This is a genomic window from Phycisphaeraceae bacterium (assembly GCA_040222855.1).
Lineage (GTDB): Bacteria > Planctomycetota > Phycisphaerae > Phycisphaerales > Phycisphaeraceae > Mucisphaera.
In genome coordinates, this window is sequence record JAVKCD010000003.1 from 476101 (window position 1) to 491919 (window position 15819).

Here is a 15819-nt window from a genome sequence, read left to right on the forward strand (position 1 = left end):
GCGCAGAAAACGACCCGGCCGAGGCCGGGTCGTCAGGAGCGTTGTGATTAGGGGTTGTCCTCGACTGGGTTTACTGCAGGAGGGAGAGGACTGACTGGGCGGTGTTGTTAGCCAGCGAGAGGGTCTGAGTACCGGCCTGCTGGAGGATCTGAGCGCGGGTGAGTGCGGCGGTTTCCTCGGCGAAATCGGTGTCACGGATGCGTGACTCGGAGGCGGTCAGGTTTTCGAGCGCGACCTGAGCCGACCGTGCGGTGGTGTCGAGGGTGTTACGTTCGAAAGCACCGAGTCGTCCGCGGAGGATGGAGACCTGGTCGATGGCGGCGTCGAGGATGTCGGACGCCTGGCGTTGCTGGCCTTTGACCAGGGAGAAGTCGCCATCGGAGATGATGTCGGAGAGAAAGCCAGCGGTGGAGTTGCCGAGGTTGGAGGCTGCGACCGACTGGATGCCAAAGCCGACCTGCTGGGCGGAGTTCACGCCCGGTCCGATCTGGTAGATGGCTCCGCCGCCAGTGATGTCGAACGTGTACTCGGTTCCGAGCCCGCTGGTCGCTGTGGCGTCGGTGAGTTGGAGTTCGAGTTGCAGCGAGGATGTGTTGAGCGAGACGAGTGAGCCTCGACCGAGCGCGAGGTTGCCGTTGACGATGGCGAGGACATCCTGGCCGGTGTCACGAACGATAGCGGTTCCACCTGGTGCGTCGAGGGTGTTAAAGAAGTCGCCATCGCGTTGTCTTTCGACCGAGACGAAGGCATCGGAGCCAAACTCGGTGGAACTGAGCACGATACCTGAGGAGGGATCGGCTCCAGAGACGAGTGAGGCGGAGACGCCAGTGGCGTCAGAACGAGAGTTGATCTGGTTGATGGCCTGGGCCATCGTGGTACCGGAGATGAACTGGAACGATTCGGTTCCCCGTGTTCCGGCGACCGTGAAGGTGACGGAGGAGAGGAAGGTTCCGGGTACACCAGGGTTGGAGTTCCCGCCGATGAAGAGTTGCGCGTTCTGGGCTGATGCGAGGACCTCGACGGTGACGGGGATGGAGGTGTTGGTACCGAAGTTGGCACCGAAGATGGAGATGTCGGAGATCTGCGAGGCGGTGGCGTTCTCGACGATGTAGTCGAGTGAGCCGTTGAGCATCTTGAGCCCTGCGAAGGAAGCGGTGTTCGAGATACGGGTGATCGACTGGACGGCCGAATCGATCTGGAGCTGGTTGGCACGGATTTCCTCTTTGGAGAAGGCGCCGGTGTTGGCGGCTTCAACAACGAGGCTCTTCATGGAGATGAGCAGGTCGTTGATTTCCTGGAGGGCGGATTCGGTGGTGGCGATGACGTTGGAGGCGCGTTCGATGTTATCGACGGCCTGCCCGACAGCCTGGATCTCGTTGCGCAAGCGCTCGGAGACGATGAGGCCAGCGGGGTTGTCGGCGCCACGATTGATCTTGAGACCTGTGCTCAGGCGTTGGAGCCGAACGGCGAGATCGTCGTTGGTCCTGGCGAGCTGGTTCCTCGCGATCATCGAGGAGACGTTGCTGTTAATGCGTGTCATGGACAATCCTCCTTGATTGTCAGGCTCTTGTGCGCCGTTAGGCGAGCCGTTGCCGTGGCGTGGTGACGGCGGGTTATCCGCCGGCGCCGGCCGCGCGGCGCTTGAGTTGACCTTCCAGGCGCGTCAGATCGGTGATCTGGACGTTGGCGCTGTCGGTGTTTTCCCTCTTGATGGCTTCGTAGACTTCCTTTCGGTGCACCTGCACCGAACGTGGGGCGTTGATCCCGAGACGAACTTTGTCTCCTCGGATGTCGACGACCGTGATCTCGATCTCGTCGCCGATCATGATGGTTTCGTCCCGCTGACGGGATAGCACGAGCATGGGGTTGGGCTCCTTCCTTGGGCCTCGGGCCGTTGTCCATGCATCCCTGCATCGGCGCGGCGCTCGTGATGGATGGGTGGGTGGTGTTCACGGTTGGGTCCTGAGCGCTAGGCGCTCATGGCCTCGGCTGGTGTTCGTAGTTCGACCAGAGGAACGCGGGTGGTAAAGCGTCGATCAGAGAGGACCATCTGTTCGCCGAGTCGTTTTTCGACGTGGATGATCAGAGGTCCCTGGAGGTTTCCGGTGAGCATGGTCTCGTGCTTATTGACGATGACGAAGACCTGGGCTTCTTCGGGTTTGCTGATGCCCAGGTCGCCGAGTTGATCGCGGCGCAGAGGCACCTGGTAGGTGGGTACGAAGAGAGCGGGGTCGGTGACGATAAAGGCGAGTTCGGGGAGATCGACGGACTGGAGCCACCAGAAGGTGGATTCTTCGCCGGCCTCGATGAGGACGTAGCGGTCGTAGTTGGGGAATCCGAGGAGTCCCTTGGGGAAGTGGATGACACGGGTGTCGTCCACTTCGATCTCGCCGAATCGCGACGTCTGGATGATCATCGCTGGTTACCTCTGCGGCCTGTTCCATCCTGGTTCGGTTGCCGCCCGTTGTGTTGGGCGGTGGACGGCATCCTGCCGTCGCCTGGGTTCGGGAGAGGTCCGGCCGAGTGGACCCGTTCCCGCGCGTCTTTTGCGCGTCTAGCGCAAGAAGTTCAGTAGGGTGAGTTGCTGGATCTGCGCTCCTGCGGCCATGGAGGCCTGGAGTTGCTGTTGGAGTTGGGTAAAGCGTGTGATGACCTCGGTGAGGTCAGCGTCCTGAAGATCGGAGAGGAGGATTTGCTCGGTGAGTTTCATGTCCTCGATCCTTTGGGTCTGTTGAGCGACCCTGCTGGCGGCTGAGGCGACGGTGGCTCTGGAAGCATCGAGCCGGTCGAGATCGCCGTTCAACTTATCCATAGCAAGGGCGATGCCAGAGGTGTCATTCCCGGCCAGTGCGTCTCTTAAATCCATCAAATGGGTGAAAACATTCTGGGCCCGGATGGTGTTGGTGTCGGTGCCGGTGAGTGTGTTGGCTGCCCCCGCGTTTCCAGCGATGCCCAAGTGTTCTGCGGTCAGCTCGGGGCCGAGGCTGGAGACGATGAAGTCGTTGGCTCCGGCGGTGTTGTCGGTGATCTCGAGGCCGTTGCCGGTCGCTTTGAGTCCGATGGCGAAGTCGGCTCCAAGGGTGAGGCCTGCGGTGGTGGCTTCGGTCTCGATGGCGGTGACGACCTCGCCGATGGTGCTCAGGCCGTCGAGGTTGACGCGAAAGGCGGTGCCATCGTGGAGCTGAAACTCGAGCTCGTGCTTGATCTCGTTGGTCTGATCCTTGACGCCCTCGTTGATGCCGACGCCTAGGCCGTTGCGAAGGTCTTCGAGTCGGGTGTTGAGGGTGAAGGTTCGGAGCCCGAGATCGGCGGCGGTGGTCCCGCCGTTCTCTCCGATCGAGAACTCGGGGCCGGAGACTTCGGAGAAGAAGTTGAGCCCCGTGGCATCGTTATTGATCTCAAGGCGTAGGCCGAGATCAAGGGCGTTGATGCGGTTCTGCAGGTCTTCGATGGTATCGACACCATTTAGATCGACGACCTCAGTGCGAGGCCCCTGGCTGATGATCATCCCGGAGGTGGTGTCGAGGGCGATACCGAGGTCTGCGATGCGCGTGGCCTTGGTCAGGCGAGCACCGAGATCCGCACCCACAGTGGGTGGTCCGCCTGCGTTGGTGAGGTTGATCCCAAGGTCGACGCCGACGTTTCCGCCCTGGAGGTCCGTGATGGTGACCGGATCAACGCCCGTGGCCTGGAGGGCAAAGCCATCGTTGGTCAGGGTGACCGATGCGGAGCCGGGTGTGATGGCGTCGAAGGCGGCGGTGAGTCGCGTGACGATGTCATCAACGGTTTCGGCTCCAGTGAGATCGACGACGGCGGAGGTCGCTCCGACCGAGACCTGGAGTTCGCCAAGGCGAACGCCCTGCCCGATGGCTCCGTTGAGATCACTCAGGCGGCTCTGGCCATTGATGTCGGGGTCGAGGTCGGCGGTTCCGGTGACGCGCGTGGTCAGGGCTCCGAAGGCATCGACACCGTTGGAGGCGATATCGCTGCGGTCGATCTGACCTGTATCGAGCTGGAGGTTGGTCGCGGAGCCTCGGTAGCGGATTCCGCCAAGAAACTCCTCGAAGACTTGGTCGGTCTGCCCGTAGCTGCGTCCACCGAAGAGCGGGACGCCGAGGACGTCACGGTTGGCGATTCCGAGCAGTGCATCGAGTTGTTCAGCGACGACGAGCGCCTGGGCCGAGCGAGCCTCGGCGGAGGTCCCACCATATTCGTTAGCCGCTTCCTGCGCGAGGGTTCGGGCTTCAAGTGTGATGTCTTTGAAGTCCTTAAGGGCCTGATCGCCAGCGTTGAGGAGCGTGTCACTCTGAGCGAGGTTGGTGAGTTGCTGGTCGCGCTCGAGGAGTCGCTTTCTAAGGAAGAGAATGGAGGAAGACTCGCCAGGCGCATCGGACGGGGCTGCGTACTTGAGCCCGGTGGAGATCTGTCGCTGCTGATCGAGCATCGAGAGCTGGGTTCGCCGGAGTTGTTCGACCAGTTGGTCACGGCTGAGGATGCTGGTGACACGACCGGTGACGGAGCCTACGCCTGACATGCGGTGCTCCTTTCATCGAAGGTCGAGATGGTCGAGGTTGATGGGTTCATGGGAGTCTTAGACGAGTCCAAGGAGGGTCTGGAGGAGTTCGTCGACGACGTTGATAAAGCGGGCGCTAGCCTGGAAGGAACGCTGGTACTGAATGAGGTCGATGGCTTCTTCGTCGATGTTGACGCCTGAGAGTTCCTGGCGTTGGGCTTCGAGTGACGACTTCACGATGGTGTCCGCCTCGGCCTGCTGCTTGGTGGAACTGAGTTTGGATGCGTTCTCAGAGATATGGTCGGACCAGAAGTCGGTGAGTGATCGTCCTGCGAGCGCCTCGAGTCCCTGGTTGGCGAGGTCGGCGATGCTCAGGGCGTTCTCGTTGGTGCCGAGGGATTGACCGGTGACTGAAACATCACGAGCGGCTGCGACGTTTCGAGGGTCGGATCGGAGTGCCTGGTTAACCGTGATATCGATGGCATTGGAGCCAGCAAAGAAGCTGTTGACACCAAAGGAGGCGAGAACGCCTGAGGTGTCATCGGAGAACGTCAACGAAGCAGAGCTGGAGGTCGCGGCGATGTTCAGGCGGCCATCGGTGGTGACGGCGGCGCTGACGAGGCCAGCGAGTCTCGGACTGGTGTTGATCTGCGCGACAAGGCTGTCGAGCGTGGTGTCGTTGGCGTTGAGTCCGTCGAGATCGATGTTGATCTGCTGGGTCGTCGTTACGTTGTTCTGAGTGATGTGGATCTGGAATGAGCCATGGGTCGGCAGGTGGTCAAGACCCGAAGCGGCATCGGTGAGGACTGCGGTGCTGTCATCGACCCGGTTAAGCCCGGTCACCGTGCTCTGAGCGGTGAGGCCCTGACCGGTGCTGTGAACTCGGTTGACCTGGAAGATCAACTCTGACGCGAGGTTATCGATCGTGTCGAGAGCCTGCTGCCAGTCGTTCTGGCGGAATGCGATCTGGGCACCGAGCTTGCCTGTGCTTGAGTTCACAGTCTGGCCGTCGTCACGAATCACGAGGCTGATCGACGAACCGGACTGGCCGATACCCTCTGCAAGTGCGACGCCACGGGAGTCGCCATTGAGAACCAGGGGCGTCGAGCCGACAAAGACATCGACCTCGCCGTTGGTCAGCTCATTAGTGGAGATATCCAGATAGGTAGCCAGTTCGTTGAGGACAACATCCCGCTGATCGCGGAGGCTTGATGCGCCCTCGCCCTGACCGGATTCCGCGATCGCGATGCGGTTGTTGAGTTCCTCGACACGAGAGAGAAGGCTATCGACAGCGCGAACCGAATCGATGATGGCCTCATCGGTCTGCTCACGGGTTGCAATCACCTCGAGTCGTAGGTCGCGGAGGTGGTCGGCGATCGTCTGCCCCTGATTGATGACATCGCTACGCAGCGCCGTGGAGGGATCGGATGGCGTGCCGGGGTTGCCGGCAAGGGAGCTCCAGGACTGGAAGAACTCGGAGAGTCGCGTGGTGACATTGACCTCGGCGAGCTCGTTCTGGATCGATTCGATCTGCGTGAGGAGCTTTTGTCGTTCGAGAGAACCGGACTGGTTGGCGATCGATCCGCGCAGACGGGTCTGGAGGGCTTCATCGACGAGTCTCGTGATGGCTTCGAGCTGGACGCCACGGCCGACGAAAATGCCCTGCCCGATTTGCTGATCGCCGACGGGGCTGAGACTGACACGCTGGCGGTTGTAGCCATCAGTCCCAACATTGGACATGTTGTTACCGACCACCTGGAGCGCCGATTGGGCGGCGAGGATGCCTGACTTGCCGATCTGTAGTGCGTTGGTGAGGCCCATGGTTCGGCTCTTGGTCGCGAGTGATCAGGCGCTAAGGCTAAAAGTGCTCAGGTTGGCTTTAGCCGGTTGCGGGAGAGACCCACTGCGGCTGTAGACGTTATTGCCGGTCGCAGCGGCGACCACCGAAGTAACCACGCCGTTGACGTGGCGCAGCAGGGATTCGGAGGCCTGCCGGGCCGAGGTCAGACGCGAGCGGAATCGTTCGATCTCGGTTCGGAGTTCTGCACGCAGGTCCAGAAGGCGCTGGCTAATCGTCTCAGGCAAAAGCTGAGCCAACGCAGTGAGTCGCAGAGGCTCAGATGCTTGCGGATCAAGGGCCTGGGTGATGTCGGCGAGGAGGTGAAGCCGCCGCTTTTCCATCTCGGTCATGGCTTGGAGGTGATCGTTTTCCTGCGAGGAGAGTGCGGCCATAAGGTTGTGGTCAGCGCTACGGAGTGCTGTGGTCTTCTGCTCGAAGACCGCGAGCCATAAGCGCTGGCGCTCGATCATGTCGATGAGGAGAGATTCGAGTTCGTTGACGAGTCGCTGGGTACGGTCATCCATGCTGATCGACTCCCTTGGTTGCCGCTTGGTTGTCGGGCTGGCGATAAGCGGCCATTAGCTGATCGACAAGCGACTGCGTCAGCGGCCATTGGGCTGATTTGGACATGCCGGAAGAGAGTTCGGCGTCGAGGTGTGGCGCAAAGACATCCTCCGCCATGCCACCGGAGAACAGGTCCGACTTGAAGGGTCCGGAGCGGGCCTGAGCCATCAAGGGCTGGATGAAGAGGTCAGCGATCAGTTTCTCGGCGGCCTCGGTCACCTGCGCCTCGATAGCGTCGAAATCGGTGAGTTTGCCAGCGCGTTCGAGTTTGTCGAGGAACGACGTGCCTCGATCATTCGTGCTAGATGCGCTGACGCGCGCACTATGCTGAGCACTGGAAGGGTCCATAATGGCGGCGAGTTGGTTCATTCGTAGACCACCCTGGCGTGGAGCCGCTTGGCCTTGTCGAGAGCCTTGATGATGGCGATGCGATCCTCAGCAGAGACCTTGAGCTGATTGAAGGCTTCGATCAGGTCTGCGAGCTTGGGGTTCGGACGATTCGATGGGTCGAGAGCGATCACATCGAGTTCTTCGATCAGCGGCTCGCCTGGAACCGGGATTGGCTCCGGGGTGATGCGCTGGATCGTGAGTCCGCGGTGCGAGATGCCGACCGGTGAGATCTCGACTTCATCGGAGAAGATGATGGTCCCGGTCTTTTCGTTGACCACGACCATGGCACCGGAGGTAATAAACTCGGGCGAAATGAAGGGGTCGAGGATGCGGGCGAGGAAGCCGACGATGTTCTCGCGGTCGGCGCGAGGGACATTCACGATGATGGATTTGCCGTCGATCGCGTCCGCGACCGGGTCTGAGTCTGGCGCGATGAGTCCGTTGATGATGTTGGCGATGTTATTGGCGAGCTGGATTGAGGCGTGGTCAGGGTCAAGAATGAGTGTGACTCTCCCGAAGCGATCGAGGTACTGTGGGCGGAGTGTGGCGGCTGCGATCGCGCCCTTGGTGATGGTGCCAGTAGTGGGATTCTCGAGGTCCGAAACGGTGATCGGCCCTTCGGCGTAGGCGAGGGCTTCGGTCACGACATCTCGGCGAGGACCAACGAGCGGGACCATAAAGAGACGCCCGCCAACGAGGCTGGTGGCCTGACCGATGCAAGCGACATGAACGTCGAGCCTGTCACCTTCGCGGATTCCGGTCTCGGGGACCTCGGCGGTGAGCGACACGAGCGCGACATTGTTGGCATTGCGTAGGTCAGTGGCCACGGTGTTCGGGTCCATGAGGTTGCCGATGATCTCGGCCAGCGGACGCGCCATCGGCCCGAATCGCCCGCCATCGCCTGTGCCGTTGAGGCCAACGACCAGACCCAGGCCGGTGATCTTGGAAGACTCGGCTCCACGGATGCGAACGAGGTCGCCGATCTGCGTGGCCTGCGCCGGCAGCGCGAGGAACAAAAAGATCGCGAGCGCGAGTCGGCCTATCGGGGATTTAGAAATCGAAAACTGCATCGAGTGTCCTCGTAATCCAGCCTTTTTTGTTGGCTTTGCGGAGTTCGCCGGAGTGTTCTTTACGGACGTGGAGACCGTAGAGCTGGTCGGATTCGATCGAGTTCTGAGTGGTGATGTCCTGAGCCCGTGCTGTTCCGGAGACGATGATGGAGAGCGTCTCGTCATCGGTGTGGATCTCATCACGGGCTTCGAGAACCAGAGTGGCGTTGGGCTTGACGTCAACGACGCGAGCCATCACACGACCAGCCATGGTGTCGGTCCGGCTGGTCGAGCCTTCTCCCTCGAAAGTCTTCTCGAAGTCGTAGTTGACGCCCGGTTGGACGCCAAAGGAGTTCATCCGCATCTGAAGATTCAGTAGGTCTGACGCCCGGAGGTCGGGGAGCTGCGAGATTTCAGCGTCGGTCGTGACAGACTTTTCTGTGTCGATGGACTGCTCGGCGGAGTTGGTGAACGACTCGCGGACGATGATCATCACAAGATCGTTGACCTGGAACCGGCGGATGTCGGGTTGCTCGACGGCGGCAAAGCTGACGCTGGCCACACCCTGGTGCAGATGCTTGCGGCCATCGGATCGCTGAGCACTATCCGTCTCTTCGATCGGCACAGGGGCGGGGCCATAGAGGAACGTCCCGCCTTGTTGTTCATCGATGGACACAACATCCTGTGCATTCACGGGCAGTGCGAGGATCAGGGCTGCGGTGAGGGTCAGGGTGATTCTCATCGGCTGTCTCCCATAGCGAGGATGCCGGGGGTATCAACGCGTGCCTGACGATCGCCAGTGACGACGCCATAGAAGGTTCTTCCCGAGCTGTTGGACCTGAGCGCGACGGTGTCACCAATGGCACCGTTGTCGCGTGCCGTGGCGATGGTGCGGACCTGCATGGAGCCGATGACGCAGGTGACGTGGATCAGGTCTCCGCGTTTCACGACTTCCTCAGCGAGCAGATCGGAAGGTGCGATGGGTTCGCCCGCTCCGATGGAACGTCCGATGAGGAGGCCCCCGACCTGATCGAACGAGCGGTAGTAACCGGTTTGATCGAGGGGGAGTTCGAGGGAGCGAACTTCGAGATCACGGGCACGAAGCACGTCGCCACGGCGAAGCGGGGTGCGTGCGACAAGGACTTGATCCTTGCGGAAAACGCGCAGCCGGGCACGCCGTGGGGTCTCGTCTATGGCCGCTGAAACCCGCGAGAGAATCGCAACGTAACCTGCACCCTGAGGTCCCAACTCGATCGCGTAGCGTTCACCGAATAGAGGACGATCGAGTAGCGAGCGATCGCGAGGGTCAGCGTGCAGGACCAGGTCCTGTAGATCGACTCCGGTCTGCTGCGAGAGCTGTCTAAGAATCTGCTGTCTGAGCGTTCGCGGGGTCCCGACACTGATGGGCTGATCCGGGTTACTCGCCGCCATGCCGGGTTCAACGGCAACAGGCAGTGGTGCTTGTTGGAATGACTCGGTCTCAGCCGACTCGATGCGCTCGACGATGACGCTCGCGAAGCCCATCAACGACAGGTCGGCCCAGTTGGCGCCTGATTCTGTGAGATTCTGTCGGAGCAGCTCTGCTGATAGCTCGATGCTCATCTGCCCTGAGCTAAACGTGGCCACCGTTGCATCGGCCAATCGCACCGCAGCGGTGCCATCGAGTTCTGCGACGTCGGCGAGTCGTATCTCCGGCCCAGCAGACTCTGCACTGCGATGCAGGCGGATGCTGTCTGCGACAGCAAAGGTCGTGACAAGCAGCATGATCGCCAGTGGAGTCAGGCATCGAGTTGTGCTGCGGGTGGTGCTCATGTCTGCATCGTTCCGTGGTCAGGCTTCATCAGAACCGGCGGAGGTTGCCAACAACCTCAAGGGCCCGGTCGGCAGCCTGGATTGTCTGTGAGTTAAGCTCGAAGGCACGCTGGGTTTTGATCAGCGAGACGAGTTCGCGAACCATGTTGACGTTGGAGTTCTCGATGAATCCCTGCTGGATCGTCCCGAGGTTGCCTTCGCCGGGATTGCCCTGCACAGGTGGGCCCGATGCAGGCGTTTCGACGTAGACATTCCCGCCGATGGATTTGAGCCCAGCGGGGTTGATGAAGTTAGTGAGTTGGATCTGGCCAATTTCCTGAGAGTTACCTTCACGATCGAACGCCTGCACTGTGCCATCGGAGGCAATGTCGATCGAGACGGTTTCACCGGGGATCTGGAGACCGGGTACCAATCGATAGCCATCACGTGTGCCCAGGACGACCTCGCCGTCTGAGTTGACGTTGAAGTTCCCGGCACGGGTGTAGCCGATGCCGCCACCATCTTCAGTGACGATCTCGACTTCAAAGAATCCCGAGCCAGCGATCATCATGTCGAGCTCTTCGCCGGTTTCGATCGGTGATCCGGGCGAGAAGTCGTACTGCGTGTTGGAGACCTTGACACCCAAGCCGACCTGAAGGCCAGCAGGGCGCTGATCGCCCGCAGCGTTCTCGACGCCTGGCTGTTCTTTGTGCTGATAGATGAGGTCCTCGAAGTTCACACGAGAGGTCTTGAAGCCTGGCGTGTTGACGTTCGCGAGGTTGTTGGAGATCACGTCTAGATTGGTCGAAAGACTCGACAGGCCAGTAGCAGCGGAATGAAGGGCGATGACTGCCATGGTTGCGTAACTCCTAAGTCCTTCAGGCGACTCGGCCGAAGGTGTTGATAGCCCGGTCCATGACCAAGTCGTGGTACTGAATCATGCGTGCGTTGCCGGAGACCCCGCTGGTGGCCTTCGTGATATCCATCAAGGCAAGCCATGAGTTGACACCAGAGCCTTCGAGATAGCCCGCTTTGACCAGTGGATCGGCGACGCGCTCTCGCAGCTCGGGATCGGCGATGTTGAGCAGGTTTCCGCCGTGGAGCGTGATCGCGGTTCGATCCTCAACCCGAGTGACCTGGATCTGGGAGACAACCTCACCATCCTGATAGATCTCCCCGGTATCAGAGATCAGCGTATCGGGGGATTCGGAGAGATAGATGGGGCGATCGTTGTCATCGAGAACGCGTCGTCCAGCGGCGTTCACCAGTTCACCCCGGTTGTTGATTGCAAAGTTGCCATCTCGGGTGAGCAGGATGCCCGGGTCGCCGGTCTCTGGATCGATATCTTCGATCACAAAGAACTGGTCGTCCTGAGTGAGCATCACATCGAGATGTCGGCCTGTTTCCTTGGGTTGCCCGGTGCCAAAGCCGATGCGTTGAGGTGCAGCAAGCACCCCGCCACCGAGTTGTTCGAGGAGTTTGTTGGCGACACTCGGGCCGAAACCGTCTTCGATTCGCTCGGGATCGCGCTGCTGAACCTCAGGGATGACTGGCTTGAATCCGGTGGTCTCGGAGTTCGCCAGGTTGTTGCTAAAGACGTCCTGACGGTACATCGAGGTCAGGACGCCTGAGGCAGAGAGATACAGGCCGTAGTTCATCGGATCACCTCCGTGCGAACCGACCCGCTCGCGATCGAGCGGACTACGGGCCTGAAGGCCCCTCCGTGGGCCTTGTGCGCTGCGGGGAGAGAAACCTTGCTTTGCCGATCTGCGGATTCGAGAAGACCCGCGAGCGTCTTGATGCCGCGTGCCAGATCACCCTGTCCCAGGCGCAAGGCGAGGGAGAGTGTGCTCGGTGCTTCGGCGTGGGATTCAAGAGCTTTCATAGTCAACAACCTCAAAACGGGAGCTCCGCTGTCATGCGCACTCACGCAAGAGGTGTGCCATCAGCCAGTGCCAGATACGAATGAAGGTCGTTCTGCTCACTGAGGACCCGAAAAGCCCGGTGAAGCTGGGGAAGCGCGGTTTGTCGATAACCCGCTATCTCCGAGGACCACCACGCTTCTTGACGGCAACATGACCGTCAGAGCGCAGGCCCTGCGGGTGGAGCGCAAGGCCTGCGCTTCGGCAAGGGTTGCGCGAGGCGCAAGCCATGAGCGCAAAGCAGGCCCACATCAGCTAGCCAACGCGGCGTGCGAGGCGGCCTGATACAACGTGGCCATGGCTCAGCAAGAAGCAGCACTGGAAGCGGAGAATCTGCAGATCTCAGTCGATGGCTATCGCCTGCTCGACGGCGTGAGCCTCCGACTCGACCGCGGGCAGACCGGCGTTCTGCTCGGACCCAATGGCTGCGGAAAGACCACGCTGGCCAAAGTCGTCATGGGATTCCTGCCGATCCGGGACGGACGGCTCACTGTCCTGGGCGAAACCATCGGCGCGACACATGTTCACGCGCTGCGGGAGCGGCTTCGGCTGGTGAGTTCGACCCAGGCGCTGGGGAGTCAAGCTGGAACCCTCAGCGGGCTCGATCCATCAATGTCGCCCAGAGATGCGGTGCTGACCGGGATCGACGGGACGCTGATGCTCACCACCGCGCCGGTGAAAACTGATATCGATCACGCGATGCACCTGCTCGGCGTCGTCGGACTTCTAAATAAAGAAGCAAACGCCATCGGATCGCTATCGACGGGCGAGCAACGGCGTCTGCTGCTGGCTCGGGCGATGATGAAACCTCCCGAGTTGCTGATCCTGGATGAGGCGGCCGCCGGGCTGGATGTTGCCGGCCGGGAGCAGATGCTCCTGACCCTGCGGCTGCTCACGAGTGCCGAGCACCGCCCTGCCGTGCTGATGATCACCCATCACGTCGAGGAGATGCCCCCGAACACCGACCGCGTCTTCCTGATGAACCGTGGTCGGATTCTCGCGGAGGGAACGCCCAAAGAGGTCATGACCCCAGAACTGCTCACCCGGACCTTCGGCTGCAGGGTCTACGTCCGCCGGGCGAGCGGGCGCTATCTCCTGGAGGTCCTGCCGGAGGCGTGGCTGGACCTGCTTCCCGAGATTGATCGGGGAACACTCCAGCCCGGCCCGCTATGATGCAGACATGAAGAAGCTCAACCCCCTGCTGCTGATTTTCTCGTCCCCTGCGGTTGCCCTGGCTCATCCGGGTCAGCACAGCGGGTCCGACGCCTCACTCTTTGTTCACTGGCTGACTCAGCCCGACCACCTGCTCCTGACCCTCGCGGGCGTGGCAGTAGTGATCGGTCTCTGCATGGCCGTGGCCAAGATCGCGTGCAAGCAGCGACGCTAAGTGATGCTAGGCACCGACGAAACCCTGACACTGGCTGACTTTCAAAAGCACATCAGGGCGAGGTACCACGCCCAGGATTCGGCGCGTGGGACGCCAGGGACGTTCATGTGGCTCATCGAGGAGATCGGGGAGTTGGCCACCACGCTACAGAAGGTCCGTGGTGAAGGCGGGGCGACATCGGGCGGATCGACTCAGAAGGAGCTGGAGGGTGAGTTCGCGGACGTTCTCGCCTGGCTCTGCACGCTGGCCAATATTAATGACGTGGACTTGGCCAAGGCCGTTCGCGAGAAGTATCTGACCGAAGATGGCGGGCCGACTGGCGCCAAGTAGCTTGAATCACCCTCGTGCGGCGATCACTTCTTCAAGCTTGCGCGCATTGCCGTTCTTCGGCTTGCATTCGAGAATGTGGTGCTTGGCGGCCTTTAACAGAGACGCCGGATCGAGCTCGGCCTCGGCGAGCTGATTCTTCCGAGAATCCTGATAGACCCACTTCTGCGGCATCCCACAGACCTGGAGGAGGTGCGTGGGCAGTCTTCGGGCATGAGCTTCGCAGAGTACCGCGTCGCCGAACCCCCCCACCACCGAGTGATCCTCGATCGTCAAGGTGGGGACCCCTGCGGCCAACAGTTGCTCGATCAGTTCACCATCAACCGGAGCCGCGAAGCGTCCGTCGTAGACAGCGCTATCGATTCCTTCGGCGTCAAGATGTTCAGCGACTTCGAGAGCTGTATACGCCATGATGCCGTAGGCGATCAATGCGACATCGGGCTTCTCGGTGCGTGATGCACGGATGAGGTTGGCCTTGCCCAGTTCAAACACTGGCGGGTTGGCCTGAACCGGCTGCTTGGCAACATTGTCACGCGGGTAGCGGATCGCCGAAGCCCCCTCGTCATATTGATTCATAAACGCGAGCCCGGCCTTGAGGGTCGGCTCGTCGATCGGTGCCAACTGCACGAGTCCGGGCAAGGCTCGGAACATGGCGATGTCCATAAAGCCGTGGTGCACGGCACCATCTCCGCCGACGAATCCGGCCCGGTCCATGCAGATACGGACCGGAAGATTCTGGAGCGTGACTTCCTGGAAGACCTGATCGAGCGCACGCTGGGCGAACGTCGAATAGACCGCAAAGAAGGGTCGGACGCCCGATTTAGCCATCCCGGCGCACATATCCATCGCGTGAGATTCGCAGATCCCTGTGTCGAGGGTGCGATCGGGAAACGTCTTCATCACCTTGGAGAGCCCGGTCCCATCGGGCATGGCGGCGGTGACGGCGACGATAAAGGGATCGGCCTCCATCCGCTCGATCATGGCGTCGGCGAACGCGGCGGTGAATCCGCGACCCGAACCGGATAACTCAGCTCGACAACCATTGACAACAAACGGCTTAGGCGAGTGAAACGTGGTCGGGTCGCCGGCGGAAAAGTCAAAACCCTTGCCCTTGATCGTCTTGGCGTGCAGGAGCACCGGGCGATCGATCGCCTTGAGTTCTTCGAGCATCTCGATGAGGTCGGGGAGGTTGTGGCCGTCGATCGGACCGACACAGACCAGCCCGAAGTGCTCGAAAAGGTGATCGGTGGCGATGGCGGCCTTGAGCATGTCGCCGCCACGGTGATAGATCTCCTCGACGATTGACCCGCCGGGCAGGTGATCGAGGACTTTCTTACCGGCGCGCTTGATCTCGCTGTACGTCGTGGAAACGCGGATGCGGTCGAAGTACGAGGCCATCGCGCCCTGAGGCTTGGCGATGGACATGCCGTTGTCGTTGAGGACAACCAGGAACTGACGCTGAAGCGTCCCGGCGTTGTTGAGCCCCTCAAGAGCAACGCCATTGACGATCGACGCGTCACCGACGAGTGCCACGGACTTGCGATCCGATTGACCGGTCCCGCCAGCGGCAAAGTCATCGCCACGAGCAAGACCAACGGCCGTCGAGATCGCGGTGCCCGCGTGACCGACTGAAAACAGGTCGTAGTCTGACTCGCGGGGTTCGGGGAAGCCCGCCATGCCTTCGCGCGTCCGGAGCTTGGCAAACTTGCCGTATCGACCCGTGATCAGCTTGTGCGGGTAGCACTGATGACCCACATCAAAAAGAAGCCGGTCGTGAGAAAAATCGAAGACCCGGTGCAGCGCTAGCGTCAGCTCCACCACGCCCAGGTTGGGTGCCAGGTGACCGCCAGTCTGGGCGACCTGGTCGCAGATCGCTTGTCGGATTTCCTGCGCGAGCTTGTCAAGCTCCAGAGGGGTGAGTCCGTGGAGGTCAGCGGGCGTGCGGATGGCTTCAAGCATAGAGTTAACCTGGGTCTCACCTCGGTGATGATTCGAGCCTTACAGCGAACTTCCCGTACCTCAATACTACAGGCGAT

17 protein-coding genes are annotated in these 15819 nt (G+C 60.9%); 3 read left to right on the forward strand and 14 right to left on the reverse strand.

What is annotated here, in order from left to right; translation table 11 throughout:
- Positions 1-70 precede the first annotated feature (70 nt).
- The 13 genes from RIG82_02135 to RIG82_02195 form a co-directional block, all read right to left on the reverse strand.
- Positions 71-1540: a flagellin gene (locus RIG82_02135; GenBank protein ID MEQ9459739.1), complete on the reverse strand. Its 1470-nt coding sequence runs from the start codon at positions 1538-1540 to the stop codon at positions 71-73.
- Between the two features lie 73 nt (positions 1541-1613).
- Positions 1614-1862, reverse strand: a complete 249-nt coding sequence (gene csrA / locus RIG82_02140) for a carbon storage regulator CsrA (protein ID MEQ9459740.1) — start codon at positions 1860-1862, stop codon at positions 1614-1616.
- A 107-nt stretch (positions 1863-1969) separates the two neighbouring features.
- Positions 1970-2416, reverse strand: a complete 447-nt coding sequence (locus RIG82_02145; GenBank protein MEQ9459741.1) for a flagellar assembly protein FliW — start codon at positions 2414-2416, stop codon at positions 1970-1972.
- Between the two features lie 138 nt (positions 2417-2554).
- On the reverse strand, positions 2555-4534 hold the full coding sequence (locus tag RIG82_02150; protein ID MEQ9459742.1) for a flagellin: 1980 nt from the start codon (positions 4532-4534) through the stop codon (positions 2555-2557).
- 57 nt (positions 4535-4591) lie between these two features.
- The gene (gene flgK, locus RIG82_02155) at positions 4592-6334 is read right to left on the reverse strand and encodes a flagellar hook-associated protein FlgK (GenBank protein ID MEQ9459743.1); all 1743 of its coding nucleotides are present in this window, start codon (positions 6332-6334) and stop codon (positions 4592-4594) included.
- Between the two features lie 24 nt (positions 6335-6358).
- Positions 6359-6877, reverse strand: coding sequence for a flagellar export chaperone FlgN (gene flgN, locus RIG82_02160; GenBank protein MEQ9459744.1), 519 nt, complete (start codon positions 6875-6877; stop codon positions 6359-6361).
- A complete protein-coding gene (locus RIG82_02165; protein MEQ9459745.1) occupies positions 6870-7286 on the reverse strand; it encodes a hypothetical protein in 417 nt (138 codons plus the stop codon). The genes flgN and RIG82_02165 overlap by 8 nt, the downstream gene beginning before the upstream one ends.
- Positions 7283-8377 (reverse strand): flagellar basal body P-ring protein FlgI, encoded by a 1095-nt coding sequence (locus RIG82_02170; protein ID MEQ9459746.1) that lies wholly within the window; start codon positions 8375-8377, stop codon positions 7283-7285. Before RIG82_02170 ends, RIG82_02165 begins: the two co-directional genes overlap by 4 nt.
- A complete protein-coding gene (locus tag RIG82_02175) occupies positions 8358-9098 on the reverse strand; it encodes a flagellar basal body L-ring protein FlgH (protein MEQ9459747.1) in 741 nt (246 codons plus the stop codon). Before RIG82_02175 ends, RIG82_02170 begins: the two co-directional genes overlap by 20 nt.
- Positions 9095-10168, reverse strand: a complete 1074-nt coding sequence (gene flgA / locus RIG82_02180) for a flagellar basal body P-ring formation chaperone FlgA (protein ID MEQ9459748.1) — start codon at positions 10166-10168, stop codon at positions 9095-9097. Before flgA ends, RIG82_02175 begins: the two co-directional genes overlap by 4 nt.
- Positions 10169-10196: 28 nt before the next feature.
- The gene (flgG, locus tag RIG82_02185; GenBank protein MEQ9459749.1) at positions 10197-11003 is read right to left on the reverse strand and encodes a flagellar basal-body rod protein FlgG; all 807 of its coding nucleotides are present in this window, start codon (positions 11001-11003) and stop codon (positions 10197-10199) included.
- 22 nt (positions 11004-11025) lie between these two features.
- Positions 11026-11805, reverse strand: a complete 780-nt coding sequence (locus RIG82_02190) for a flagellar hook-basal body complex protein (GenBank protein MEQ9459750.1) — start codon at positions 11803-11805, stop codon at positions 11026-11028.
- Positions 11802-12032 carry a hypothetical protein gene (locus RIG82_02195; GenBank protein ID MEQ9459751.1) on the reverse strand — a complete coding sequence of 77 codons (231 nt, stop codon included), beginning with the start codon at positions 12030-12032 and terminating at the stop codon, positions 11802-11804. The genes RIG82_02190 and RIG82_02195 overlap by 4 nt, the downstream gene beginning before the upstream one ends.
- A gap of 334 nt (positions 12033-12366) precedes the next feature.
- Between RIG82_02195 and RIG82_02200 the strand changes: the two genes are divergently transcribed.
- From RIG82_02200 to RIG82_02210, 3 genes are read left to right on the forward strand one after another with little or no spacing between them, the layout of a single operon-like run.
- A complete protein-coding gene (locus RIG82_02200; GenBank protein MEQ9459752.1) occupies positions 12367-13242 on the forward strand; it encodes an ATP-binding cassette domain-containing protein in 876 nt (291 codons plus the stop codon).
- Positions 13243-13249: 7 nt separating this feature from the next.
- Positions 13250-13456 carry a hypothetical protein gene (locus RIG82_02205; protein MEQ9459753.1) on the forward strand — a complete coding sequence of 69 codons (207 nt, stop codon included), beginning with the start codon at positions 13250-13252 and terminating at the stop codon, positions 13454-13456.
- 3 nt (positions 13457-13459) lie between these two features.
- Positions 13460-13786 carry a MazG nucleotide pyrophosphohydrolase domain-containing protein gene (locus tag RIG82_02210; GenBank protein MEQ9459754.1) on the forward strand — a complete coding sequence of 109 codons (327 nt, stop codon included), beginning with the start codon at positions 13460-13462 and terminating at the stop codon, positions 13784-13786.
- A 6-nt stretch (positions 13787-13792) separates the two neighbouring features.
- On the opposite strand, the gene dxs is transcribed toward RIG82_02210, so the two are convergent.
- Positions 13793-15742: a 1-deoxy-D-xylulose-5-phosphate synthase gene (gene dxs, locus RIG82_02215; protein ID MEQ9459755.1), complete on the reverse strand. Its 1950-nt coding sequence runs from the start codon at positions 15740-15742 to the stop codon at positions 13793-13795.
- Positions 15743-15819 lie beyond the last annotated feature (77 nt).